Source organism: Streptomyces sp. Inha503 (genome assembly GCF_047215865.1).
GTDB lineage: Bacteria > Actinomycetota > Actinomycetes > Streptomycetales > Streptomycetaceae > Streptomyces > Streptomyces lycopersici.
Window position 1 is genome coordinate 11855601 of sequence record NZ_CP178360.1, and the last position, 22424, is coordinate 11878024.

A 22424-nucleotide genomic window follows, 5' to 3' on the forward strand; every position below is an offset into this window, starting at 1 on the left:
CCATGGCAGCGCCTGTCCCGGACGCGCCTGCCGCTGCGGCAGGTCCATAACCGCTCGGCGCCTCCGACGACATCGACGAGCTCAAGCAGGCAGAACACCGCCCTCGACCAGGGCATCACCGACCTGCGGCTCCAGGGGCCGTCAGCATCATCGGCGTGGTGAGGGTGCTGACGATAGCCACGCAGTACGACTCGGATGTGCGCTCATCGAACAGCGTGCGACGGACCGCCCGCGCGTGTGCCGGGCGGGCGGTGGCAAGCGCCCGGTCGAAGCGCCGCTTCTCTCAGAACCCACCCATGAACTGACCCTGCCTCAATGCACGATCCACTGCCGGAGTAACGCGTCTGTGGAGGCTGAGCGAGGGGCGGCCTGCCGGTGGCAGGCCGCCCTGGGCCGCTGCTACGACGGTTCGGGAGCTTTCCAGCGGGTGACCGAGAAGGTCACCGAGGCGGGGGCCTTGGCGGTCACGGCGGTCACCTTCAGCAGAGCGACGTCCTTGTCGAGAGTGTCGAACCGGCAGAACCGGTCCCCGGTCCGAAGTTCGGAGACCTGCACCTCGAGTTCGTTGCTCTCGCCGCGCGCCGCGGCGTCCTGGCAAGCGGTGAGGTCCGGGTCGGCGCTGCCCTCCACCCGGGCCACGTATCCGCGGAACCACATCTTCGGGCTTCCGGAAAGACAGCTCGCCCGGTACTCGATGTCTCCTCCGCCGCCGTTCAGGCTGTTCCTGTACGTAACGACCGGCATGTCCGAACCGAGCCCAAGGCTGCCGAGGACGCAGCCGCGCGCCTTGGCCACCTCGTCGGACACCGTGGCGGGCTGGTTCTCGTAGACCTTGTCACCGGGCTTCGGCAGCGCGCCCTCGGTCTTCGCCGGACCGGCCCACACGGTCGCCGACAATGTCAGCTCTCCGACGGGGGATCCGCTCACCTTGACCACGCGCAGGAGGACCACACGGCCGCCCGCGGCGAAGTCCTCGCAGAACCGGTCCCCAGCCGCCAGGGCCTGGGTCTTGTAGCGGTCGACCTGCGTGCCGTTGCCGACCGCTGCCCGTGCGGCACCCTGGCAGTCCGCCTGGTCGAGGTCCCCGGCGTCCGCGGCAACCTTGGCGACGGGCACGTCGTCGAAGTCCAACACCTCGTTGTCCCAGGAGCAGGGAGGTTCCCAGGACAGGACAGGCGGCCTGCCCTCGTCCGTCTGGTCCCCGTCGTCGTTCAGGCGCGGGTTCGACGCATTGGGTCCGAGGACGCGCGGCCCGCTGTCAGCGAACTCCACGTAGAAGGAGAAGTCGGACGGGCAACCGTTCTTGATCGCCTGGACATTACTCAGCGAGACTTCCTTGTCCCGGTAGAGCAGCCCGGTCCTGGAGTCCGCCGACGAGCCGGACGCCGACCCTTTCGGCGCGCCCGACGCTGATCCGGCCAGACCCTCGGACTGCCCATCGCCGCCCCCACAACCTGTGAGAACGGCTGCCAGAAGCAGTACGAGACCACCGCCCCGCAGGGCCTTCCCCCGACGACCATTGATTCCCCACACGTCAACTCCCCCATCTGGATTGAAGCCACCCACCGTACCGACTACCGGGATGGTGTCGACAAGGGCCTGCGCAGACGCAAGGTCCGGGCCCGCGGTAAGAGTGCATCACTCGGCGGCGGGGGCATAGTTTGAGATGTCCACGACCTGGGAGGGGGCCCGATGAGGCGTACGGAAGCGGCCAAGCAGTTGGGTAGGTTTGTACGGGAGCACCGTACCGACGGCGCGCGACGCCTGCGGCAGGCTGGTATCTGGCTGCTGGTCGGGGCCGTGGGCACGGCCTTCGGGGTGCCGGTGGCGATCGCGTCGGTGGGCACCACCGAGGGGGCCCCGGGGCTGGCGGGGCTACTGCTCGGGGTCGGGCTGGTGGGGTGGGGTCTGGGCATCTGGCGTCTGGTGCAGGCGTTCCGTACCCGCGAGCAGTGCTTCGACATTCATGAGCGGGGGTTCACCCACCGGGTGGCGGGTGCCGCGACCGTGATCCCTTGGGAGGACGTCGCGCAGGTGAGCACCGCCGGCGGTGACGGCCGGCCGCTCGCCGACGCCCGGGGCATGGGCTCCACGTGCGAGATCCGGCTGCACAGCGGACGCCGGATCCGCGTCGATGCCTTCACCGAGGACATCCGGGGACTGGCGGTGGTCGTCCATCGTGCGGTTCACCTCGGGCAGTTCCCTCAGGGCCGGGGACGCTGACCAGGCCCCGACGGTGGGGCATTTTCGACCAGCACGTGAGGCAGTCGTAGCCGGACGGTCTCGCCGCGTCACAGGTGAACATGGTGACGAGATGGGCTCGCCCGGATCGCGCTGCCGGCGAAGGTACATGGCCCGGTCGCGACATCGGCAGATCGGCCCGGCGCCCGACCCGCACCGATCGCCAAGGGAGCGTCTACTCTTCCGAGCGGGCTGGCTGCTGTTGGCTGGACATGGTCAGGACCCTAGGCGCAACGGCCCGGGGCGACGACCCGGGCCGTCTTGTTGTTCAGGTTCCTGAGGTCACCCGCGGTCCCTTGAGGTTTCCCTCAGAACCCCTCGGGGGCGGATCCGTCCTGGTCGATGACGTTGTCGCCGGGGCCGCCGTCGATGTCGTCCTGGCCGGGGCCGCCGAAGAGGTAGTCGTTGCCCGGTCCGCCCTTGATGGTGTCGTTGCCTTCTTCGCCGTCGATCGAGTCATCGTTGCCGGCGCCGTCGAGGTAGTCGTCGCCGGGGCCGCCGTAGATCTCGTTGGCCACGTCATCGCCGATGACGATGTCGTCGCCGTCCCCGGCCCACGCTGCGAACGAGTCGGTGATGGTGTCGTTGCCGGCGTTGCCGTTCGCGTTCGTGGCGTGGCTGATGGTGTCGTCGCCGTCGCCGCCCACCACGATGGATGCGCCGGTGATGGTGTCGTCGCCGTCCCCGCCGTAGACGTTCACATCGCCGCCGGAGATCTTGGCGCCGTCATTGCCGTCGCCGAGTTCGACGTTGCCCTGGTCGCCGCCGTGGTCCGGATCGGGAACGGGCACGGTGCAGGTCACATACGTCAGCTCGGTGGCGGTGGGGTGCGTGCAGTCGGTGCCGGCGGTGATCTCGACAACGTCGTCGACACCGAAGGTCAGCGTGGTGTCGGTCGCGCCGACCCGTTTGATGGTGAGCTTGTTGGTCTGGCCGTCGGCCGCCATGTAGGACATCACCCCGTCGGTGACGGTCACGGTGGCCGGCGAGACGGCCGACGACATCGGCGACGGTGTCGGCGACGACGACGCGGGCGAGGTGGCGGCCTGGGCGTTCCAGGCGAAGAGTCCGGTGCTGGCCGCGACGGCCAGTAAGGCGGCGACGCCGACCGGGCGGACGCGGCGGGAGCGCGGGCCAAGGGTGGACACGAAATACCTCCGTGGGGAGTGGATCTGATTTCCGATCACCCGTTTCGACGTGGAAGATCCGCGCGGGGTTGTGCCACTCCCATGCCCTGTTCACCGATCTTTCGAATTCCCATTTCGCGTTCAGGTCTACGACACCGGGAATTTCCTCCGCGTTGTCGGAATGTGCGTTCTGCGAGCGGCGGGAACTTGGATGAGTCCCGCCCGCCGGTGCATCGCTAAGGGCACCCGCTACCGACTCGGTTGACCCTGTTGAGCTGTCCGGCGACGCAGCTCAACGAGCTTGCCCACCACCGTGGTTCGACCCTCTTCACCTTGAGGTACTGAGTACAAGTCCATGCACTGGCCCGGGCCGGAGTCGCCATCACCACGGCGTCGATCAGATCGCCGAGATGCGCACGGGAGACGCCGCGGAAGGCAGGGTGAGATAAGGCCGCACGGGCCCCGTAACGTAGCGCCCAAGGCGTTCCAAGTCCGTACGCATGACCGTGGCCCGCAACTCCGCGATCACCTCGATGTCCGCTGCCACCGCGGAACGCAGCACCCAGCCCGTGGCGCGCGCCGACGTGGTCGGTGCAGGCACTGTCATGTCTGATCGCGTACCGCTCCCCATCCCCAGCATCCATGGCTGGCGACCTCAATCGCGACCCGGTCGTAAGCGCTGTCCCGTAACCGATGGGCGATGCCGACTCGGGCGTTTGGGGGAGACGCTTCACCGCTGGCGCGCGTGGCGACCGACGCCGCGTCAGCACGGCTGCGCATACTCGGGTGGAGTGTTCCTTCTCCCGGGAGGCGTCATGCCGCGGTCGGAGTCAGTTGATGCGCGGATGCGAGCCTGCGGGGTCGCCGATAAGTCCGGTCAGGTCCAGTCGCTACGGCTGCCCAGGCCCCCGTCACCCGGGCCGGGCGAGATCCTGCTCGACGTCCTGGCCGCCGGGGTCGGCGCCTGGGACCAGCTGCTCGCCTCCGGCGAATGGGACGTGGGCCTGCGCCTTCCGGCGGCCCTCGGGGTGGAGGGCGCGGGTCGTGTCGTCGCCGTGGGGCCGGATGTCACGGCCCCTGCCGTGGGTGACCTGGTGCTGGTCCACAGCGCTCCGCTGCCCGGTCACAGCGGCTTGTGGGCCGAGCAGGCTCTGCTGCGAGCCGAGGACGCGGCACCTCTGCCCGAAGGTCTGGACCCGGCTCGGGCGGCGGCCCTCCCCGTCAACGGCCTGACCGCCTGTCAGGCTTTGGACTGGTTGGAGCTGTCCAGCGGCATGCATCTGCTGGTGACGAACGGAGCGGGAGTGACCGGAGCCCTCGTCCTGCAACTCGCGGTCGCGGCCGGAGTCCATGTGACGGCGACGGCGTCCCCCCGCTCCTTTGACCGGCTGCGCCGCCTGGGTGCGACGGACGTCATCGACTACCGCCGCCCCGCTTGGCCACGCGAGGTCGGCCGCGTCTTCGACGCGGCGCTCGCCGCAGCCCCCGGAACGGCCGCCACCGCCGGGGAACTCGTCCGCCCGGGCGGTCGGCTGTGCTCCATCACCTCGGACGCCCCGGCCACGAGCGCTGAACTCACTTCGACCGATCTCTACGTCCGTCCGGACGCGGAGGCGCTCACTGCCCTCGCCGGCCGGCTCCGCGACGGCGTACTCGACCTGCCCACGGAGGTGCTTCCCCTCGATGAGGGCCCCGGCGCCTTCGACCGGTCCTCAAGGGGCCTCACCGGCGGAACCAAGCTCGTGCTCCGCGTCACTGGCCCGGCTTCCCCGGACACCATGCCGGCGTAGAAGCGCAGCGACTCAGTTACTGGGACTTCGAACCGCGCTATTGACGCCGCCAACGGCTCGATGGACAACGTGACTGTCGGCCCAGGCCAATCCGCACTGCCGCGAGCGGGGCCAGACCGAGCGTCCCGCTCGGAAGGAAGAACACAACCGCTCGCACAAAGCAGGTCCGGGTCCGGGATTCAGGGTCGCTCAGATTCATTCTCGCTGTCCTCCAGCAAGAGCTGCGGAAGGCGTTCGAGTTGTGGGAATGTCTGTGCCCTTGACGAATCGAGGGGAGGGGCTGCCGTTGCTGTTGCGATCCGGCGGTGTCACGCGCTGCTTTGCCCCCGACCCGTACAAGGTGGTGACCGAGCAGCGCGGGAGCACCGCGAGCCGGGGCCCGTCGTTGGGCGAGGCACCGGCTGGCTCGTGAGGTGCGGTGACGATGTGGGCCAGGACGAGGAGGCATGGCTGGCTTTATCGAGCAAGAGTGACGTCATTTGTCGATGGGTTGGGGAATGAGTGCTGATCATTCCGCGGATGTCGAATGGTGGCCTTGTCCGAGTACGGAGTTCTGCCTCAGGATCGACACGCCGGACACGGTCCGGTACCCGCGCCATTCAAGGGCGGCGGCCGGCGAGTAGCTCGTGAAATCGACCAGCCAGCCGCCGTCGTCCTGCTGCCCGGCAGCCAATCGGTTCAACTCGGTATCGACGACGCCCCGGTCGTACAGCGTGCGTGCGGGACGGCCGGGAACGGGTGCGACGTCGAGTGGGCGGATCATCTCGTCCGCGGCGCCACCTTCGACGGGTAGCAGGCCATCGTCAGGGATGAACCGCCGGAGGTGGCCGAGCAGGGCGTCCGCTTCGGGGCGGGTCTCGGACGCGGCGTCGAGGAACCGGATCGCGAAGGACAGCGCGATCGCGTGGGGCCTGTCGCCGATCGCTTCGATGGCGGTCAGGCAGTATCGCGTCGCCCGGTCGAGCCAGGGATGCGCGGCGACGGCGGGGTCGTATGCGGCCACGCGCAGGGCGCCGCAGACTGCGAACGCGGTGCTGTGCAGGGTGGAGACCGTTGGGTCGGCCTGTGCCCAGAACGGTGCGCAGCCACTGGTGTCCGTGACGGGCAGTGCAAAGGGCAGGCCTCCGTCGGGCAGGGAGACCGAGGCCAACCAGTCGCACAGGCGCGCGGCGTGGGGTGTGGTGGCGGGGGCGATGTCTTCGAATACCTCGAAGGCATGCAGTGCACCCGCGGGCTGGCTTTCGGGAGCACGCAGGTCCGGCTCAAGTCCCCAGCCGTATCCGCCGTCCGGATTGCGGTAGCCGTCGAGCGCGGCGAGGACGGAGCCGGCGTCGGTTTCGCCGAAGAGCAGCTCGAACCGTCGACGATCGAGCACTCGGGCATGCGTGGCCATGAACGAGGCGGCCGCGGAGAGATCTACATTCATGCCCTCACCCTGGCACCGTCGCAGGTGTTCGGCTTGAACGTTTCGGACGTGTCCGCAGACGGCCGCCGGCTGAGGGGCCGATTCCGGCAGCGCCCGGGTGCGTCTAGCGTTTGGTGTGTTCGGCGAGGCCACGCGGTGGATACTGACGGCGGAGGGGGTTCTTCTTCTTGCGCTCGGCCTGTGGCGAGCGCAAGTCCGAGCGCGGGATCGACCTTGGTGGACGCCGGGCCACCGGCAGAGCGCCAAGGACTGCGGTGCCGTCGACTTCCTCGTCACCGGGACGCGCGGTGCCCGGACGCCAGCCGCGAAGTAGCGGGGTGATCATGTGCTCGCCGCCATGACGGCATGCTCGTCGTAGGGCCATGGACAGCATGGACTCGTCGTTGCCGTCGGTGCCGCCCGCGCCGCCGATGGTCTTGCCGCGCTTGCGGGCCGACTCGTGGCCTCCGAAGGTCCTGAGCGTCACTCAGTGCTACACGTCCGGACGCGAGCAGGGGGCCGAGCCGGAAGGTCCAGAGCTCCAGCGCGATGGACATCGCGGGCCCGATGGCTGAGAATTTACGCGATTCACAGTCATCAGCAACACATCGAGAATTCTGCCCGGTGATGGAGTCGGTGCGGGGCGCGTGCCCTTCTCCGCGCCAACACTGGACGGTTCCAGGCGGCAACAACAGGTCGGTACATTCGGGCACCGACGATCTGGGCGTGCCGTCCCGCCGGGCAGCGAAATGGACTCGCCGTGCCATCGGCGAACTATCGTTCCCTGCTGCGCACACCGGGCGCCGCGGCCTTCTTCTTGCCGGCGTCGCTCGGACGGGTCGGTCTTGCGATGACCGGCCTCAGCATCGTCTGGCTCGTGCACGACCAGACTGGCTCCTTCACCGCAGCCGGCCTGGTCAGCGGAGGGTTCGCGGTGACCGACGCGCTCGTGGCGCCACAACTGGCCCGGCTCGTGGACCGGTTCGGGCAGACCCGCGTCCTGCCGCCCTCACTGCTCGCCCACGCCGTTGCGGTGGCCGTCCTCATGTCTCTGGTTGCCGCACACGCCCCCGCCCCCCTCCTGGTTCTGGGCGGCGCGCTGGCGGGAGCCAGCCTTCCCCAGCTCAGCGCGATGTCCGCGGCGCGCTGGGCGACGCTACTGCGCCCTGGCCGAGCAGCGGAACTACCGACCGCTTTCGCGCTGGAGTCGATCAGCAACGCGGTGGCCTTCCTCGTGGGCCCGGCGTTGGTCAGCGCGCTCGCCGCGGCCGGACATCCCGTGGCCGGGACGGTGCTGGCCGCCTCCTTGTCAGTGGTCGGCGGTCTGGTCTTGGCGGCACAGCGCGGCAGCGCGCCCCCACCGGCGATCGACAGCGCCGCGCACGCCCGCAAGGACCGGTCTTTGCTGTGCAGCGCGGTCTTCGTGCTGATAAGCCTCAACCTCGCTCTCGGAGTCTTCTTCGGCGCCATGCAGGTGTCGGTCACCGCCTTCGTGGTCGAGCACGGTGCACCGGGTGCGGCGGTCCCGATCTTCGCCGTCTCCAGTTGCAGTGGACTGCTGGCCGGATGGTTGTACGGGCTGCGCCGGTGGCGTGCCGCACCCCCGGTGCAACTGCTGACGGCGACCAGTGCGCTGATGCTCGCCACGTCGCTGTTGCTCACCGTCGGCTCACCGTTCGGGCTCGGGCTGGCAGTGGTCGTGACCGGTGCCACGATCCAGCCCCTTCTGGTGCTCTTCTCAGTGCTCACCGAGTCGACCGTCCACCACGCCGTCCTGACCCAGGCGTTCTCCTGGCTCGGCTCCGCCAATGCGGCGGGCTCGGCCGCCGCGGCGGCAGTCGCTGGCTGGGCCATCGACTCATTCGGGGCACGTGGTGGCTTCGCGGCCGCCGCCACGGCCGCCGCCGCGATGGCGTTCCAAAGCCTCCTCGGCCTGCGCCTGCTACGCACGCCGTGAGGGCAGTTGACACGTGTCGGCCAGTTCCACAACAGGTGACACATCCGAATCGCCACCGCCTCTGTATTCGGTCCGCTTCCCTTCACCTCGGTGAGCACGAGGCGACAGCGGCTTGGCCGCCGGCCACAGGGACGGGGCGGTCCCTGCCTTGCTCATCCGAAACCGGCCAGGCTGGCCGCAGGAGCGTCAGGAAGTCATGGCGGCTCGGTCGGACTCGCTGCGCAGAACGCAGAACTCGTTGCCTTCAGGATCGGCCAGGACCGCCCAGCCAGAGCCATCGGGATTGCGGTGATCGGTGACAAAGGTGGCGCCGAGGCCCAGCAGCCGTTCCACCTCCTGTTCACGCGAGGTCTCCGGGCGCAAACACAGATGGATCCGGTTCTTGATCGTCTTGGCCTCGGGCACCTGGTTGAAGTGCAGCACTGGGCCCTCCGCCAGCAGCACCTGAGCCTCCGGATCGCCCGGCTTGTCCTCCGGATGCAACGGGCGGCCGGTCACCCTGCTCCAGAACTGGGCCAGCTCGTAGGCATCCGCACAGTCAATCGCCACGTTCTGCAATACCGAGACCATGCGCTTGAGCCTCCCTGATTTCCACTCCAGGCGCCACCGAGTTGCGCTCGTTCTTCGCGCATACAGGTCGGGGCCGAGCTCCTTGCCCGCGACGCCTTGGGAAGGGCCAAGCGGCCACGCCGGGAACAGCCGGTCCGGTCGGCAGCGTTGCATCGACCGGGGGACCGGCGTCGGACGGGTGGGAACCAAGGCCATCCGCCTCGACAGAACCGGGCCCCAGGACCGCGGAACGCTCGCCGCGCACTTGGATCAAGACGTTTTTCTTGCAGGAGGACTGTTTCATGACTGACCGGCCCTTGACGCTCATGGCTGTGCACGCCCATCCCGATGACGAGGCCACCGGGACCGGAGGGATCCTCGCGCGGTACGCGGCGGAGGGCATCCGCACGGTTCTCGTGACGTGTACCGACGGCGGTTGCGGTGATGGCCCGGGGGGTGTCAAGCCTGGCGATCCCGGGCACGATCCGGCGGCCGTCGCCTTGATGCGCCGTCGAGAACTCGAGGCGAGTTGTGGCGTCCTGAAGATCAGCGATCTGGAGATGCTGGACTATGCCGACTCCGGGATGACGGGCTGGCCGAGCAACGACGCCCCCGGATCCTTCTGGCGGACCCCCGTGGAGGAGGGCGCCGCCCGACTCGCGGAACTCATGCGGCACTACCAACCCGATGTGGTCGTCACCTATGACGAGAACGGCTTCTACGGCCACCCCGACCACATCCAGGCCCATCGCATCACGATGGCGGCGCTGGAGATGACCGCGCTGACCCCGAAGGTGTACTGGACGACGATGCCCCGCTCGGGGATGCAGCGGTTCGGCGAGATCATGCGCGAGTTCCATGAGGACATGCCGGAGCCGGATCCCGCCGAGGCCGCCGCGATGGCCGAGATCGGCCTCCCCGACGATGAGATCACCACGTGGGTGGACACCACCGCGTTCAGCGGTCAGAAGTTCGACGCGCTGGCCGCGCACGCCAGTCAGGGCGAGAACATCTTCTTTCTCAAGATGGGCAAGGAGAGGTTCGGCGAGTTGATGGGCATGGAGACCTTCGTGCGTGTCCAGGACGCCACCGGCGCGGCCGTACCCGAGAACGATCTCTTCGCCGGACTGCGCTGACCCGACCGTCCGGCCAGGGCCTGGGAATCTCATCAGCCGCACAGCGCGATCGAGCGCGTCACACAACCTGGAGGCTTATCCACGCGGGCTGCCCTCCGGCAGCCCGCGACCACCTGGCAACCGTACAGCCGGCAGACCTGCGGCTTGCCGACTCGGAAGGTGCCCAGTCCGCGCGCCAGATCCGGCGACAGCCCAGGTCACCAGCCGACACCAACGTATCGCCGCCGGCGCACCGCTGTTCAGCCGGTGACCACGGGGCACTCGTCTTCGCCCCGCTCGGGCAGCGCGGCCGCGGCGGTGTGCAGGAGGGCGATGGCCTGGGGCAGGAAGGGGTTGGGGTCGGTGGTGCGCCGGGTGGCATAGACCCGACGGGTGTGGGCGGGGTCGGTGAGCCGGACGAGGCGAGTGCCGGACGCGTCGGGTGAGGCGGAGGTGTCCACGACGGCGAGTTCCGGTGCGATCGCCACCCCCAGGCCCTGTCGGACCAGTTCGTAGGGCAGGTTGTAGTCGTTCGTACGGAAGAGCACCTCGGGCAGGAAGCCGCCGGCCGCGCAGATGTGGCGCAGGCAGCGAGCGGCGTCGGTGTCCTCGTGGTAGCTGATCCAGCGCTCGTCCCGCAGGTCGGCGAGGCGGATGCGCGGCCGTCCGGCGAGGGGGTGTGCCGCGGGGAGGAGGAGGTAGAGCGGCTCTTCCCGTACCAGCGTGTGTTCCAGGCCCTCGGGCCAGCTGTGCGGTACCACGCCGTACTCGAAGATCACGGCGAGATCCAGCCGCCCCTCCAGCACCGCGGGCACGGTGATGTGCGGGTCGCCTTCCTCGTAGCGGACGTCGACCTCGGGCCGGTCGCGGAGGAACCCCGTCAGCACCGTCGGCACCAGCCGGAACCCCGCGGACCAGAAGCTGCCCAGCCGCAGTCGCCCTCGTTCGGCCGCGGCGTAGGCGCGCATCTCGTTCTCCGTCGCCGACAGGTCGGCCAGCAGCCGTCCCGCGCGCAGGGCGAGCTGGAGCCCGGCGGCGGTGGGGCGCACGCTGCGCGGTGAGCGCTCGAAGAGCGGGACGCCCAGGGCGCGCTCGACGGTGGAGATCTGCTGGGAGACGGCGGAGGGGGTGTAGCCGAGGCGCTGGGCGGCCGTACGGAACGAGCCCGCGGCGACCACCTCGCATATCGCCTGAAGCTGCGGCGGAGTCAGCATCAAATGAACTTAACACTCCGCATGGAAACGTTCATTCTCCCTGTTCTTGCCCAGGCCGCCGCCATCCCGCAGATTGGGCGTTCACCAGCCCCGCGCCGGTCCTCTGACCAGCGGCCCAGAAGGGAGGCACCGTGCTCGGAAGGGATGCGCGAGCCCGCGCCACCGCACTTCCCCTCGCGCTCGCGACGCTGCTCACGTTGACCGTGACGGCCTGTGGCGGCACCGCGACCGTCAATCAGTCCAAGGTGCCCGAGCAGCGCGTCGACCCCGCACTCCGCGCCCTGCTCCCTCGGGACATTCGCGACAAAGGATCCATCACTTCGGCCGTCGGCAACGACTACCCGCCGCTGTCCCTCCTGGACATCGACAACAAGACCGTCATCGGCGCCGAACCCGACCTCATTCACGCGGTCGGCCAAATCCTCGGCGTCCGCGTGCACCTGGTGCAGGCGAACTTCGACAGCATCATCGGCGGTGTCCGTTCCCAACGCTACGACGTGGCGATCCAGGCCATGCTCGACAAGAAGGAACGCCAGTCGCAGGTCACGTTCGTCGATTACATGAAGACCAGCAGCTCGATCCTCGCCTCCAGGAAGGCCGCCGGGAACATCCGCTCCCTCACCAGCCTGTGCGGCAGCCAGGTGGCCGTCGAGCAGGGCACCTCGCAGGTGGACGACGTGGCGGCGCAGGCCGAGAAGTGTGCGGCGAACGGCGAGCCGGAGCTGGAGAAACTGGTCTTCCCCGACTCCGTCGGCTGCTTCCAGGCGCTGTCCACGGGCCGCGCCGACGCGTTCGTCGGCGGCACCCCCACCGTCGTCTACCAGGCGGAGATGTCGCACGGCAGGTTCCGCACGGCCGGTGAGCCGTACCGCTTCCTGCCCTACGGAATCCTGATCAACAAGGAGGAGCCGACCTTGGTACGGGCTGTCCGCGGTGCCCTTCAGAAACTCATCGACAACGGCACCTACGCGAAGATCCTCAAACAGTGGAACATCGGGTCCGGAGCCCTGAAGCGCGCCACCGTGAACGGGGGTGCGGCATGACCGAGACCCTCATCCGGGCGGACTCCGGCGACGCCGCCGAGTCCCTGCGCCCCGTCCCGCCGCGCCGTCCGGGGCAGCGCGCCGCCGCGGTCGTCGTGGCCTTCCTGCTGGTCTTCCTCCTGGAGGGCTGGATCACCAATCCCCGTATGCAGTGGGGGACCGTCGGTGAGTTCCTCTTCTCGCCGGTGATCATGGAGGGGCTGCGGACCACGCTGCTGCTGACCTTCCTCGCCATGGCACTCGGCATCGTCGGCGGTGTCGTCCTCGCCGTCCTGCGGATGTCCGCCAACCCGATACTCTCCCGGCTCAGCTGGTGCTACATCTGGCTCTTCCGCGGCACCCCGCTGCTGGTCCAGCTCCTCTTCTGGTATTTCCTCTCCGCGGTCGTCCCCACCATCGGCCTCGGCATCCCCTGGGGGCCGACATTCGTGCGGGCCGATACGAACGACCTCATCACCCAGCTCACCGCCGCCGTCCTCGGCCTCGGGCTGCACGAGGCGGCGTACATGGCCGAGATCGTCCGCGCGGGCATCACCTCCGTCGACGACGGCCAGAACGAGGCCGCCCAGGCGCTGGGCATGTCCCGCGGGCAGACCCTGCGCCGCATCGTGCTACCGCAGGCACTGCGCATCATCATCCCGCCCACCGGCAATCAGGTGATCTCCATGCTGAAGACCACCTCGCTGGTCTTCGCCATCGCCGTGCCCGAGCTGCTGACCTCCATCCAGGGCATCTACTCACGCAACTTCCAGCAGGTTCCGCTGCTGGTCGTCGCCTGCTTCTGGTACCTCGTGGCGACCTCCGTGCTGGGCGTCGGCCAGTACTACCTGGAACGGCGCTTCGGCCGCGGAAACAGCCGCGACCTGCCGCCCACCCCGCTCCAGCGGTTGCGCGCCGCGGCCCGGAACCACCGTAAGGAGAGCGCACGTTGACACCACCCGTGATCAGAGCCGAGAGCGTGCACAAGAGCTTCGGCCGCAGCCATGTGCTCAAGGGCATCGACCTGACCGTCGCCCCCGGGGAGGTGATGTGTCTGGTGGGCCCCTCCGGATCGGGCAAGTCCACCTTCCTGCGCTGCGTCAACCATCTGGAGACCATCGACCGGGGACGCCTGTACGTCCGTGACGAACTCGTCGGCTACGAAGAGCGGGACGGCAAGCTCCACGAGCTGAGCGAGAAGGCCGTCTCACGACGCCGCCAGGGCATCGGCATGGTCTTCCAGCGCTTCAACCTCTTTCCGCACATGACCGCGCTGGAAAACGTCATCGAGGCCCCCGTCCAGGTCAGGAAGGTGCCGAAGAAACAGGCATACGAACGCGGCGCGGAACTGCTCGACCGCGTCGGCCTCGCCGACCGGGCGGGCAGCTACCCCGCCCAGCTCTCCGGCGGCCAGCAGCAGCGGGTGGCCATCGCCCGCGCCCTGGCGATGAAGCCCGAACTGATGCTCTTCGACGAGCCCACCTCCGCGCTCGACCCCGAACTCGTCGGGGAGGTGCTGGAGGTGATGCGAGCGCTCGCCGACGACGGCATGACCATGGTCGTCGTCACCCACGAGATGGGCTTCGCCCGCGAGGTCGGCGACTCGCTGGTGTTCATGGACGACGGAGCCGTCGTCGAGACCGGCCCGCCGGCGGACGTGCTGAGCGACCCGCGCCACGAACGCACCCGCGCCTTCCTCAGCAAGGTTCTCTGACCACCCCGCCGGATTCCCCGACCCTCCCCGGCAAGGTTTCCGGCAAGGTCATCCGGCCTCGGGCGCGCTCTCCGACCGCCCCACACCCGACCGCCACCGAAGGAGTCTCCATGACCCGTGCCCTCGTCATCGGTGCCGGAGTGATAGGCGCCGCCACCGCCCACCGCCTGGCCGAGGCAGGTGTCAGCGTCACCGTGCTCGACGCCGGCGGCCGCACGCCGGGCACCTCCAGCGCCACCTTCTCCATCGACGTCACCCATCTGAAGACCCCCCACTCCTACTTCCTGCTCAACCGGCGCAGCGCCGCGCTCCACCGGGAACTGGAGCACGAGATCCACGCGGACACAGGAGCCGTCGGCTGGCGCCATCCCGCGCCGCTCGTCCAGTGGGGCCACACCGAGGAGGAACAGCGCGTCCTCCGCGCGCGTGCCGAGCGCCTCGCGGGCTGGGGGCACCCCTGCCGCACCGCCGACCCCGGCGAGCTGCGTACTCTCGCACCTGCCGTCGACCCCGCCTCCTGCCGCGCCACCGAACTCGTCGTGCACGACGACGCCGCCTGGTACGACGCCCCCCTCCTGGCGCGCACCCTCCTCGACCGGGCCGCGGCCCTGGGCGCCGACGTCCGCTACGACAGTCCCGTCACCGCCTTGCTGCTGGACGGTGAGCGGGTACGCGGCGCCGAGGCCCGGGGCCGGCGCTTCGAGGCCGACCACATCGTCAACTGTGCGGGTCCCGACGCCGGACGCGTCGCCGAACTGGCCGGGGTACGGCTGCCGTTGCGCCAGATCCCCGGTCTGGTGGGCGAGTCCGTCCCGCTCGCCGAGCCGCTGCGCGCCATCGTCGCGACCCCCGGCGTCGATCTGCGCCCCGCCCCGGGCAACCGGGTCTGCGCCATCTCCTGGCCGGTCGACGCCCTCCTCGCCCCGACCGCGTCAACTGATGTGCCGCCCGAAGCGGACCTCCTCAGCCGGTGCGCCGCGATCCTGCCCGCCTTCCGCTCCCTGGGGGGTACCCGGATCGGTGTCCGCCCCGTTCCCGAAGACGGCCTCCCCCTGGTCGGCCCGCATCTCCAGGCTCCCGGCCTCTACACCATCACCACCCACAGCGGCGTCACCCTCGCCCCGCTCCTCGCCGCCCTCGCCGCCGCGGAACTCACCACTTCCCTGCCCGAACCCACCCTGGCTCCTTACCGCCCCGACCGCGACACCTCACACCCCATCCGGGACGAAAGCCTGGCAGTGATGAGCGGACACCGTGCTGAAGCCGGTTGAGTTCTCACGTCTGATGACCCGGACACCATCGGCTACGCCGCCCATGTCCGCTCGGATCGAGCCCGCCCACCGTTAACCCGGCGCCAACCACCGGTGAACTCCGTACAACCAGCTCCGCCCGCCGACGGTCACACCAGATGACCCGCACCCGTCGACCGAGTGGGAGCCTCCGTGCCACACAGCAGCCGCATCCTGACGTACGCCATCGCAGCCGGCGCCGTGGCCACCGCCGGGTTCGTGTTCCCGTCCGGCGCCACCGCTGCCGCACCCCGCAGCGCCACGAGCGACTTCAACGGCGACGGCTACGCGGACCTCGCCGTCGGCGTCCCGGACGGGACCGTCGGCGGCCAGGCCAAGGCCGGGTATGTGAACGTCGTCTGGGGCGGTCCGAAGGGCGTCGGCGCCCACGGAAGCATCCGTGTCACCCAGGCCACTCCCGAGGTTCCCGGCACCCCGGAGGCGGGCGACCGCTTCGGCGCGTCCGTGGCCCTGGTGGACCTCAACGGCGACGGCATCGCGGAACTGCTCGCCGGTGTCCCCGGCGAGGACGTCACCGACCGCGGTACGGACGCGGGCATGGTCAGCGCCATAGGCGGCTCGCCGGACGGGCCGGGACCGGGGACGACGGTCCTGACCGGGCCGTCGCCGTCGGCTGCGTACGGCACATCGGTCGCGGCGGCCGAGCTGACCGGCGACGACGAAAAGGAGATCGTGATCGGCGGCACGGACAAGGTCGTCGCCCGCGTCATCCAGGGTGAGGACAGCATGATCACCACCGTCGTCGCCGCCCCGATGGGCGGCCGCGCCCCCGTCCTGACCACCGGCGACTTCGACAGCGACGGCACGGCGGACCTGGCCGTGGCGTACTGGACCGCGGGCAACCCCAACACGCAGTCTCACGTGCGCCTGTGGAAGTGGGACGCCGACCGGTCCGAGATGGCCAACTTCTGGAACACGGACAACGCCGGCGTGACCGCCCTGGCCGCCGGCGACTTCGACGGTGACGGCCACGACGACCTGGCCCTCGGCGAGTGCCGTGAGATCGCCGACGAGAACATCGACGACCCGTGCGGCCCCGAAGAACTCGCCAAGGGCGGCGGCATCCACCTCCACTACGGAAGCCCCGCGGGCGGGCCGTTCGGCAGCCGCGCCCAGACTCTCAACCAGGACACGGCGGGTGTCCCGGGCGTGGCCGAGGACGGCGACCGCTTCGGCGCCGCCCTCGCGGTCGCCGACGTCAACCGCGACGGCCGCGACGACCTGATCGCGGGCGCTCCTGGTGAGGCCATCGGAAGCAAAGCGGGGGCGGGCGCCGCCTGGCTGCTCTCCGGCGGCGCTCAGGGCCTGCTCGACGCGGGTGGCGCTGCCACATCCGTCTCCTGGAACCAGGACACGCCCGGTGTCCCGGGCGTCGCCGAGGCGGGCGACACCTTCGGCGCGGCGGTCGCCTCGGGTGACTGCGACGCCGACGGGGTACCGGATGTCACGGTCGGATCCCCCGGCGAGAACGCCTCCCTGGGCGCCGCATGGCTCTTCCGCGGCGGCTCGGCCGACGGCTCGACGGCCCTCTCGCCCCGCACGCTCGGTCTCCCGAACCTGTCCACGGCCCAGAAATACGGCAAGCCGCTGAGCAGCCACTGAGTGCGCCCCACGGGCGTCGTACCGGTTCGCCGGTAGCGCGTTGCGGCCGGGGTCCTCGGGCGCGGCTGCGCGCCTGCGGCATCGCTTCCGGTCACCCGCGCTCGTCAAGCGTCCGCTGGTTGTCGCGCGACAGAGGAGCCCCAACCAGCCGTCGGATCATGACCTCCCTGCCCCCGCGGAGCCGCGTGCCGTCCGGCCGCGTGCCGTCCGGCCACGCGCCGTCCTGCCGCGTCCGGCCATGGCCAGCAGCAGTGCTCCGGTGATGGCGATGACGACCGCGGTCGTGAACGCTGTCGTCCATGAGTGTGCGTGGTCGACTACGGCTCCGGTGATGAGCGGGGCGAGGAAGCCGGCGCACCCGGCGATGAACTGCACGACGCCGGCGACGGTGCCGTAGCGCGGCCCGGGGACCTCCTCGGCGGCCACCGTCCAGTACTGCGCACCCGTGAAGTAGAGCAGGAAGATGATGACCGTCATGAGCGCCACGGCTTCGACGGCGCTTCCGACGAACGCGATGCCGCCGAACAGCGCCGCCGAGAGGATCAGGCAGATCACGATCGTCCAGCGGCGTACGGTGGCGGCGGCGCCGAGGCGGCGTACGAGCCAGTCCGTGGCGATGCCGCCCGCGATCATGCCGATGCAGCCGCCGATCCATGGGATGGCACCGGCGACGGCCAAGTGGTCCAGGTCGATGCCGCGCTCGCTGACCATATAAGTGGGAAACCAGGTCAGGAAGACGTTGAGGATCCAGGCGTAGCCGAAGTAGGCCAGGGCCGTGGCCCAGATGACCGGCCGGGCGACGTAGTGCCATACGCCCGGCAGCGCCGACGGCTCGGTGCCGCCCGCCTTGTCTCCTGCCGTGCCCTCTCCGGCCGTGTCTTCGTCTTCCTGGATGTGGTCTTCGGTGTCGGGGGTCTTGCCCGTTGTCACCGCTTCGCCCTCCGGGCCGCGGATCTCGCGCAGTTCCCCGGGTTTCATCCAGGAGTGCCGCTCAGGGGTGTCCGTACGACGGCGAACCAGCCGACTGCGAAGAGCACGCCGACGATGCCGAAGATGATGAAGGGCGCACGCCAGTTGCCGTTCGTCGCCTCGATGATGGCGACCACGATGGGGGTTCCGACGGCTCCGCCGAGGGGCGTGGCGGCATTGGCGACACCGATGGCCGTGCCGAGCTCCCGCCTCGGGAACCAGGTGTTCATCAGCTTGGCGGTGACGGTTGCCTGGGGGCCTTCGGCGGCGCCGAAGAGGATCCGGATGATCAGGAAGCTGATGAATCCGGCACCCGCCGCCGTGGCGGCGGTGAAGGCGGACCAGGCGAGAGCCGCCCAGCCCATGGCCTTGCGGGGGCCGAAACGGTCGGCGGCCCAGCCGCCGATGAGCCCGAAGGGCGCGTAGGAAACGGCGAAGATGCTGAGGATCCAGCCGAACGCGGTCTCGGAGAAGCCGTATTCCTCGATGATGTACGGCGCGGCGACGCCGATGGCTGCCCGGTCCGCGTAATTGAGGGCCAGCACCATGAAGTTGGCGGCGAGTACGGCCCAGCGGGTACGCAGTGTGGGTGGTCGGTCGCCGGCGCCCTTGGACAGGGTGGGGGAGGGGGAGCGGGACACGGTTGGTGGTCCTTCCTGGGGACGGTGAGGCCGGAGCGGGGGGACTCCGGATCGGGGGGCGGGCGAGGAGGACGAGTCGCTCAGAAGAAGCAGCGGGCGGTGTCCACGACGCGGTAGTCGTCGTCGACGACGGGCACGAGCTGCCACTTGTCGTGCGCCGTGCAGGGATGCGAGATGCCGAGCGCGAGCAGATCGCCGACACGGGGGCCGCTGCCGGGGGGAAGCGCAGGAAGGCGTGCTGGTCGTTGAGAGCGGTGATCCGCCAGTGTCTGAGGGATTCGGCATCACGCGTGGTGGTCCGCGCCCAGGCGTCCCGCGCCCCGGCGTGCCGTGGCCGGTGGGCGAGGGGCACGGGGAGTCCCTCGTCGAAGGGGAGGTCACGGCGGCCGGCGTCCAGCAGCGCCAGACCCTCCTCGGGGGTGGAGATCACCTGGGTCCACACCTCGATGGCGGGCGCCAGCCGCGGTGTGCCGGGCGCTTCCCGGCCAGCCGCGCGTAGAGCCCGTCGTCGTGGGAGGAGTAGGCGCCACTGCGTAGCAGTAGCCGTACGGGACGGCCGTTCGGGGTGTCCGGGGTCAGGCCCGGCACCGCGCCGTTCCCACCCCAGCCGTGGGCGAGTTCACGGGCGACGATGTCGTAGTAGATGCTTCCGCCGCAGCTCACCAGCCACTCACCGGTACCGGCACGGGTGTCCAGCAGACCCTCGTCGGCGATACGGGACATGGCGGCCCGGACGGTGCGCAGGAACCCGGAGACCTCGGCGAGAGCCTCGGGGGTGCGGGCGTGGCTGACGCTGCCCTCGTAGGCGGCGACACCGACAACCGCGAGGGCGGGCTCGGCGGCCGCCGCTCGGGCGACGGCCAGCACCTGCGCACGGGTGCGGCAGCCTGTACGGCCGCCCGCGTGCCCGACCTCCACGAGTACGGGGAGCGGTGGGCCGTGCCGGTCCAGGGCCGCGCCGAGGAGGCGGACGCCCTCGATGCCGTCGACGTACGCGGAGAACCCGAACTCCGGATCGGCGGCCATCTCACGCTGTATCCAGCGGGCGAATCCGGTGTGCACCAGTGGATTGGCGTAATGGATACGGCGGGCGCCTCCGGCTCGGTGGACACGGGCCTGGTGAGGGGTGGCCAACGGTGACGGCCCATGCGCCGAGGGCTTCCTGGCGTGCGTACAGGGCGGGGGAGAGCGTCGTCTTGCCGTGCGGGGCGAACAGCGCGCCATGCTCGTCGCAGAAGGCCGCGAGCGCTTTGAGGTTCGCGTCCAGCGCGTTTTCCTTGAGCACCATGACGGGCCATTCGAAGCCGTCCTCGAAGAGGCGGTAGCGCTGGGATGGGATCTGCGCGCTGTGGTACCGCGCCGCTTGCGGGGGGAGTGCCTTGAACCGCCAGCCGACGTGGCCTTCGGCGAGGTTTTCACTGTGCGGGCCGGCCCGGGTGGCGCCGCGGGGTGCGTCAGTCACCGTCGCCGCCCGGGGCGCGGACGGAGCCGGTGGTGAGCAGCGTGACCAGTACGTCGGTCGCCCTGGCCAGCTGGCTGAGTTCGATGAACTCCCGGGGGGTGTGGGCTTCGGTCATGGAGCCGGGGCCGAAGACGACGGAGGGTATGCCGGCCCGGCAGATCTTGCTGGCGTCGGTGCCGTGTCCCACGCCGATGCCCGCAGGGTCGAGGCCATGGGCGGCCAGGGCACGGCCGACCTCCGCGGAGAAGGCGGCGCCGGCACCGTCGTCCTGCGCGGGGAGGGCGTAGTCGACGACGTGTGGCGGTGCCACCTCCACGAGGCCGGGGAAGCGGCTCTCGAGCTCGTCCTTCAGCTCCCGCCACACCTGCGTGGGCTCCTCGCCGCCCACGGTGCGACGGTCGATGGTGATCTCGCAGCGCTCAGGCAGGACGTTGGGTCCGGAGCCGCCGGATATCTGTGTGGTGACCAGGGTGGGTGCGCCGACCAGCGGCCGCTGCCGCCGGGCCAGCCGGGTGGCGACCTCGTCGCGTAGATAGCGGACCACCTCGGCGACCGTTTCGACCGGGTTGACCCGCCCTTCCGGGAGGGAGCTGTGCCCGCCGGGTCCGGTGGCGACGATGCGGCAGCGCATGACGCCCTTGTGTGCCACGACAAGGGCGAGGCTGGTCGGTTCGCCGACGACGGCACCGGCGCAGCGTGCGGCGAATCGACCGCTGCCGTCGCCCGTGGTGTCCGTCCCTCCCTCCGGACCGAGGAGGTGTGTCACGCCTCGGTAGCGGTGCTCCTCGTCGATGACACCTGCCAGCACGACCGTGCGCTCGGGCGGGCGCCCGGAGGCGGTGATACGGGCGAGCGCCGAGAGGAAGACGGCCAGCGGCCCCTTCGCGTCGCAGGCGCGCGCCCGTACAGGCGGCCGTCGCGGACGTGTGCGGTGAAGGGATCGAGGGCCATTCCTTCGGTCTCGACGGTATCCAGATGTGTCTCCAGCAGGAGCCATTCGTCGGTGCGGCGTCCCGGCATGGTGGCGACGACGTTGCGGCGGCCGTCGGCGACCTCGTCCAGTCGGGCGGTCATGCCCAGGCGGCGACAGTAGTCCGCGACGAATCCCGCGAGCGGAGTCTCCGCCGCGACGGCCTGCTCACGAGGGTTGACGCTGGGGATGGCGACCAGCTCGGCCATCGCGCGGGGTCTGGGTCTGCACAAGAGCACCTTGCTGCGGCTGCTGGCCCCGCTCACCGACAATGGCCTGGTGCTGCGCGACGCGGAGCGAGCCCGCTATCGGCTCGGTTCCCACGCCGCCTATCTCGGGGGCGCCTACCTGGAACGGCTGGACCTGCGGGAAGTCGCTCGGGGCGCGCTGGCCAACCTGGCCGGGCAAACCGGCCATACGGCGCGGTTGAGCATCCGCGAAGCCGACGAGACCGTCCTGGTCGATGCGGTGGAGGGCAGCGGCCCCATGCCCGTACGACCCCGGCTGGGCGCGCGTCATCCCCTGCACACCGGCACGGCCGGGTGGGCGCTGCTGGCCCCGCTCGACGACGCCGAGGTGGCACGGGCCGAAAAGGCGGCGCGGCTGGCGGCGGCGAGCGATCCGGCGAGCGACGTGGCGGCCAGGGAACTGCGCGCGGCGGTCAACGCGGCAAGACGCCACGGTTTCGCCGTCGAGGACGGAGCCGCCGGATCGGGCATGCTCAGCGTGGACGCCCCCATCTCCAACCATGACCACGCCGCCGTCGCGGCCATCGGTCTGTCCGGTGCGATGGCGGGTGATGACCAGAGCGTTTCGGTCTCGTCGCTGGGCGCCCTCGTCCGTGAAGCCGCCCGCGAAGTCTCACGCGCGCTCGGTGCCAGGGCAGGCAGGGCGGGCGTTGCCGACGGTGGTGCCCGCCTCGAGACCCACGGCCCCGCCGGGCACCCCGGCGGTGTCGCCGCGCCCAACGGCTCCGGCCGCCCAAGCCGTAGAAGCCCCGAACCGACCTCGCAGCACCCAGCGAAGGAAGCCACCCACGTGGACAGACGCCAGGTCATCAGTACTCAAGCCGCACCTCAGCCGGTCGGCGCCTACTCGCAGGCCATCGTGGCGGGCGGCTTTCTGCACACGTCCGGCCTGGGGCCGCACGATCCCGTCACCGGCCGCGTCGCAGGCCGAACGATCAAGGAGCAGACCGAGCAGACGATGCGCAACCTGGCCGCGGTGCTGAACGCGCATGGACTGGAGGGCGCCGATCTGGCGAACGTCTTGCTGGAGATCGACATGATGGCGGTCCTTCGCTGAGACCCGCCGCCTCCTTCCCGCAACGAGGATT

23 protein-coding genes and 1 pseudogene are annotated in these 22424 nt (G+C 70.1%); 10 read left to right on the plus strand and 14 right to left on the minus strand.

Annotated elements, in window-relative coordinates; genetic code table 11:
* Positions 1-399: 399 nt before the first annotated feature.
* Complete coding sequence (locus tag ACJX2R_RS48955) at positions 400-1533, minus strand: hypothetical protein (RefSeq protein ID WP_413105445.1); 1134 nt, start codon at positions 1531-1533, stop codon at positions 400-402.
* A 159-nt stretch (positions 1534-1692) separates the two neighbouring features.
* Between ACJX2R_RS48955 and ACJX2R_RS48960 the strand changes: the two genes are divergently transcribed.
* A complete protein-coding gene (locus tag ACJX2R_RS48960; RefSeq protein WP_413105446.1) occupies positions 1693-2223 on the plus strand; it encodes a hypothetical protein in 531 nt (176 codons plus the stop codon).
* A 326-nt stretch (positions 2224-2549) separates the two neighbouring features.
* Here ACJX2R_RS48960 and ACJX2R_RS48965 read toward each other — a convergent pair whose 3' ends face one another.
* Positions 2550-3389: a calcium-binding protein gene (locus ACJX2R_RS48965; protein ID WP_413105447.1), complete on the minus strand. Its 840-nt coding sequence runs from the start codon at positions 3387-3389 to the stop codon at positions 2550-2552.
* A 376-nt stretch (positions 3390-3765) separates the two neighbouring features.
* Complete coding sequence (locus ACJX2R_RS48970) at positions 3766-3975, minus strand: hypothetical protein (RefSeq protein ID WP_413105448.1); 210 nt, start codon at positions 3973-3975, stop codon at positions 3766-3768.
* Between the two features lie 208 nt (positions 3976-4183).
* Between ACJX2R_RS48970 and ACJX2R_RS48975 the strand changes: the two genes are divergently transcribed.
* Positions 4184-5158, plus strand: a complete 975-nt coding sequence (locus ACJX2R_RS48975; RefSeq protein ID WP_413105449.1) for an NADP-dependent oxidoreductase — start codon at positions 4184-4186, stop codon at positions 5156-5158.
* Between the two features lie 508 nt (positions 5159-5666).
* On the opposite strand, the gene ACJX2R_RS48980 is transcribed toward ACJX2R_RS48975, so the two are convergent.
* Both ACJX2R_RS48980 and ACJX2R_RS48985 read right to left on the minus strand, forming a co-directional pair.
* On the minus strand, positions 5667-6584 hold the full coding sequence (locus ACJX2R_RS48980) for a hypothetical protein (protein WP_413105450.1): 918 nt from the start codon (positions 6582-6584) through the stop codon (positions 5667-5669).
* A 103-nt stretch (positions 6585-6687) separates the two neighbouring features.
* Entirely contained in the window at positions 6688-7050 is a 363-nt protein-coding gene (locus tag ACJX2R_RS48985; protein ID WP_413105451.1) for a hypothetical protein, read from the minus strand.
* A 273-nt stretch (positions 7051-7323) separates the two neighbouring features.
* Here ACJX2R_RS48985 and ACJX2R_RS48990 point away from each other — a divergent pair, with 273 nt between their 5' ends.
* Positions 7324-8520 (plus strand): MFS transporter, encoded by a 1197-nt coding sequence (locus tag ACJX2R_RS48990; RefSeq protein WP_413105452.1) that lies wholly within the window; start codon positions 7324-7326, stop codon positions 8518-8520.
* A 186-nt stretch (positions 8521-8706) separates the two neighbouring features.
* Here the strand turns inward: ACJX2R_RS48990 and ACJX2R_RS48995 are convergent, their stop codons facing one another.
* Positions 8707-9090, minus strand: a complete 384-nt coding sequence (locus ACJX2R_RS48995) for a VOC family protein (RefSeq protein ID WP_262698063.1) — start codon at positions 9088-9090, stop codon at positions 8707-8709.
* A 281-nt stretch (positions 9091-9371) separates the two neighbouring features.
* Between ACJX2R_RS48995 and ACJX2R_RS49000 the strand changes: the two genes are divergently transcribed.
* On the plus strand, positions 9372-10205 hold the full coding sequence (locus ACJX2R_RS49000) for a PIG-L family deacetylase (RefSeq protein WP_413105453.1): 834 nt from the start codon (positions 9372-9374) through the stop codon (positions 10203-10205).
* Between the two features lie 239 nt (positions 10206-10444).
* Here ACJX2R_RS49000 and ACJX2R_RS49005 read toward each other — a convergent pair whose 3' ends face one another.
* Complete coding sequence (locus ACJX2R_RS49005) at positions 10445-11398, minus strand: LysR family transcriptional regulator (protein WP_413105454.1); 954 nt, start codon at positions 11396-11398, stop codon at positions 10445-10447.
* 131 nt (positions 11399-11529) lie between these two features.
* Between ACJX2R_RS49005 and ACJX2R_RS49010 the strand changes: the two genes are divergently transcribed.
* From ACJX2R_RS49010 to ACJX2R_RS49030, 5 genes are all read left to right on the plus strand, one after another.
* Complete coding sequence (locus tag ACJX2R_RS49010) at positions 11530-12441, plus strand: ABC transporter substrate-binding protein (protein ID WP_413105455.1); 912 nt, start codon at positions 11530-11532, stop codon at positions 12439-12441.
* A complete protein-coding gene (locus ACJX2R_RS49015) occupies positions 12438-13373 on the plus strand; it encodes an amino acid ABC transporter permease (protein WP_413105456.1) in 936 nt (311 codons plus the stop codon). The genes ACJX2R_RS49010 and ACJX2R_RS49015 overlap by 4 nt, the downstream gene beginning before the upstream one ends.
* 8 nt (positions 13374-13381) lie before the next feature.
* The gene (locus ACJX2R_RS49020) at positions 13382-14134 is read left to right on the plus strand and encodes an amino acid ABC transporter ATP-binding protein (RefSeq protein WP_413106149.1); all 753 of its coding nucleotides are present in this window, start codon (positions 13382-13384) and stop codon (positions 14132-14134) included.
* 110 nt (positions 14135-14244) lie between these two features.
* Positions 14245-15405: an NAD(P)/FAD-dependent oxidoreductase gene (locus tag ACJX2R_RS49025; RefSeq protein WP_413105457.1), complete on the plus strand. Its 1161-nt coding sequence runs from the start codon at positions 14245-14247 to the stop codon at positions 15403-15405.
* A gap of 171 nt (positions 15406-15576) precedes the next feature.
* Positions 15577-17046, plus strand: a complete 1470-nt coding sequence (locus ACJX2R_RS49030; RefSeq protein ID WP_413105458.1) for an FG-GAP repeat protein — start codon at positions 15577-15579, stop codon at positions 17044-17046.
* A gap of 156 nt (positions 17047-17202) precedes the next feature.
* On the opposite strand, the gene ACJX2R_RS49035 is transcribed toward ACJX2R_RS49030, so the two are convergent.
* The 7 genes and pseudogenes from ACJX2R_RS49035 to ACJX2R_RS49065 all read right to left on the minus strand — a co-directional run bounded on the left by ACJX2R_RS49035 (position 17203) and on the right by ACJX2R_RS49065 (position 21297).
* Positions 17203-18024 carry an MFS transporter gene (locus ACJX2R_RS49035; protein ID WP_413105459.1) on the minus strand — a complete coding sequence of 274 codons (822 nt, stop codon included), beginning with the start codon at positions 18022-18024 and terminating at the stop codon, positions 17203-17205.
* Positions 18021-18656, minus strand: a complete 636-nt coding sequence (locus ACJX2R_RS49040; RefSeq protein WP_413105460.1) for an MFS transporter — start codon at positions 18654-18656, stop codon at positions 18021-18023. Before ACJX2R_RS49040 ends, ACJX2R_RS49035 begins: the two co-directional genes overlap by 4 nt.
* 80 nt (positions 18657-18736) lie before the next feature.
* Positions 18737-19098: pseudogene (locus ACJX2R_RS49045) on the minus strand (hypothetical protein).
* Entirely contained in the window at positions 19083-19718 is a 636-nt protein-coding gene (locus ACJX2R_RS49050) for an alanine racemase (RefSeq protein ID WP_413105461.1), read from the minus strand. The pseudogene ACJX2R_RS49045 and the gene ACJX2R_RS49050 overlap by 16 nt, the downstream one beginning before the upstream one ends.
* Positions 19684-20118: a hypothetical protein gene (locus tag ACJX2R_RS49055; protein WP_413105462.1), complete on the minus strand. Its 435-nt coding sequence runs from the start codon at positions 20116-20118 to the stop codon at positions 19684-19686. Before ACJX2R_RS49055 ends, ACJX2R_RS49050 begins: the two co-directional genes overlap by 35 nt.
* The gene (locus tag ACJX2R_RS49060) at positions 20111-20992 is read right to left on the minus strand and encodes a M20/M25/M40 family metallo-hydrolase (protein ID WP_413106150.1); all 882 of its coding nucleotides are present in this window, start codon (positions 20990-20992) and stop codon (positions 20111-20113) included. Before ACJX2R_RS49060 ends, ACJX2R_RS49055 begins: the two co-directional genes overlap by 8 nt.
* Positions 20881-21297: a hypothetical protein gene (locus ACJX2R_RS49065; protein ID WP_413106198.1), complete on the minus strand. Its 417-nt coding sequence runs from the start codon at positions 21295-21297 to the stop codon at positions 20881-20883. Before ACJX2R_RS49065 ends, ACJX2R_RS49060 begins: the two co-directional genes overlap by 112 nt.
* Between ACJX2R_RS49065 and ACJX2R_RS49070 the strand changes: the two genes are divergently transcribed.
* Entirely contained in the window at positions 21278-22393 is a 1116-nt protein-coding gene (locus ACJX2R_RS49070; protein ID WP_413105463.1) for an IclR family transcriptional regulator C-terminal domain-containing protein, read from the plus strand. The genes ACJX2R_RS49065 and ACJX2R_RS49070 overlap by 20 nt on opposite strands.
* Positions 22394-22424: the final 31 nt, after the last annotated feature.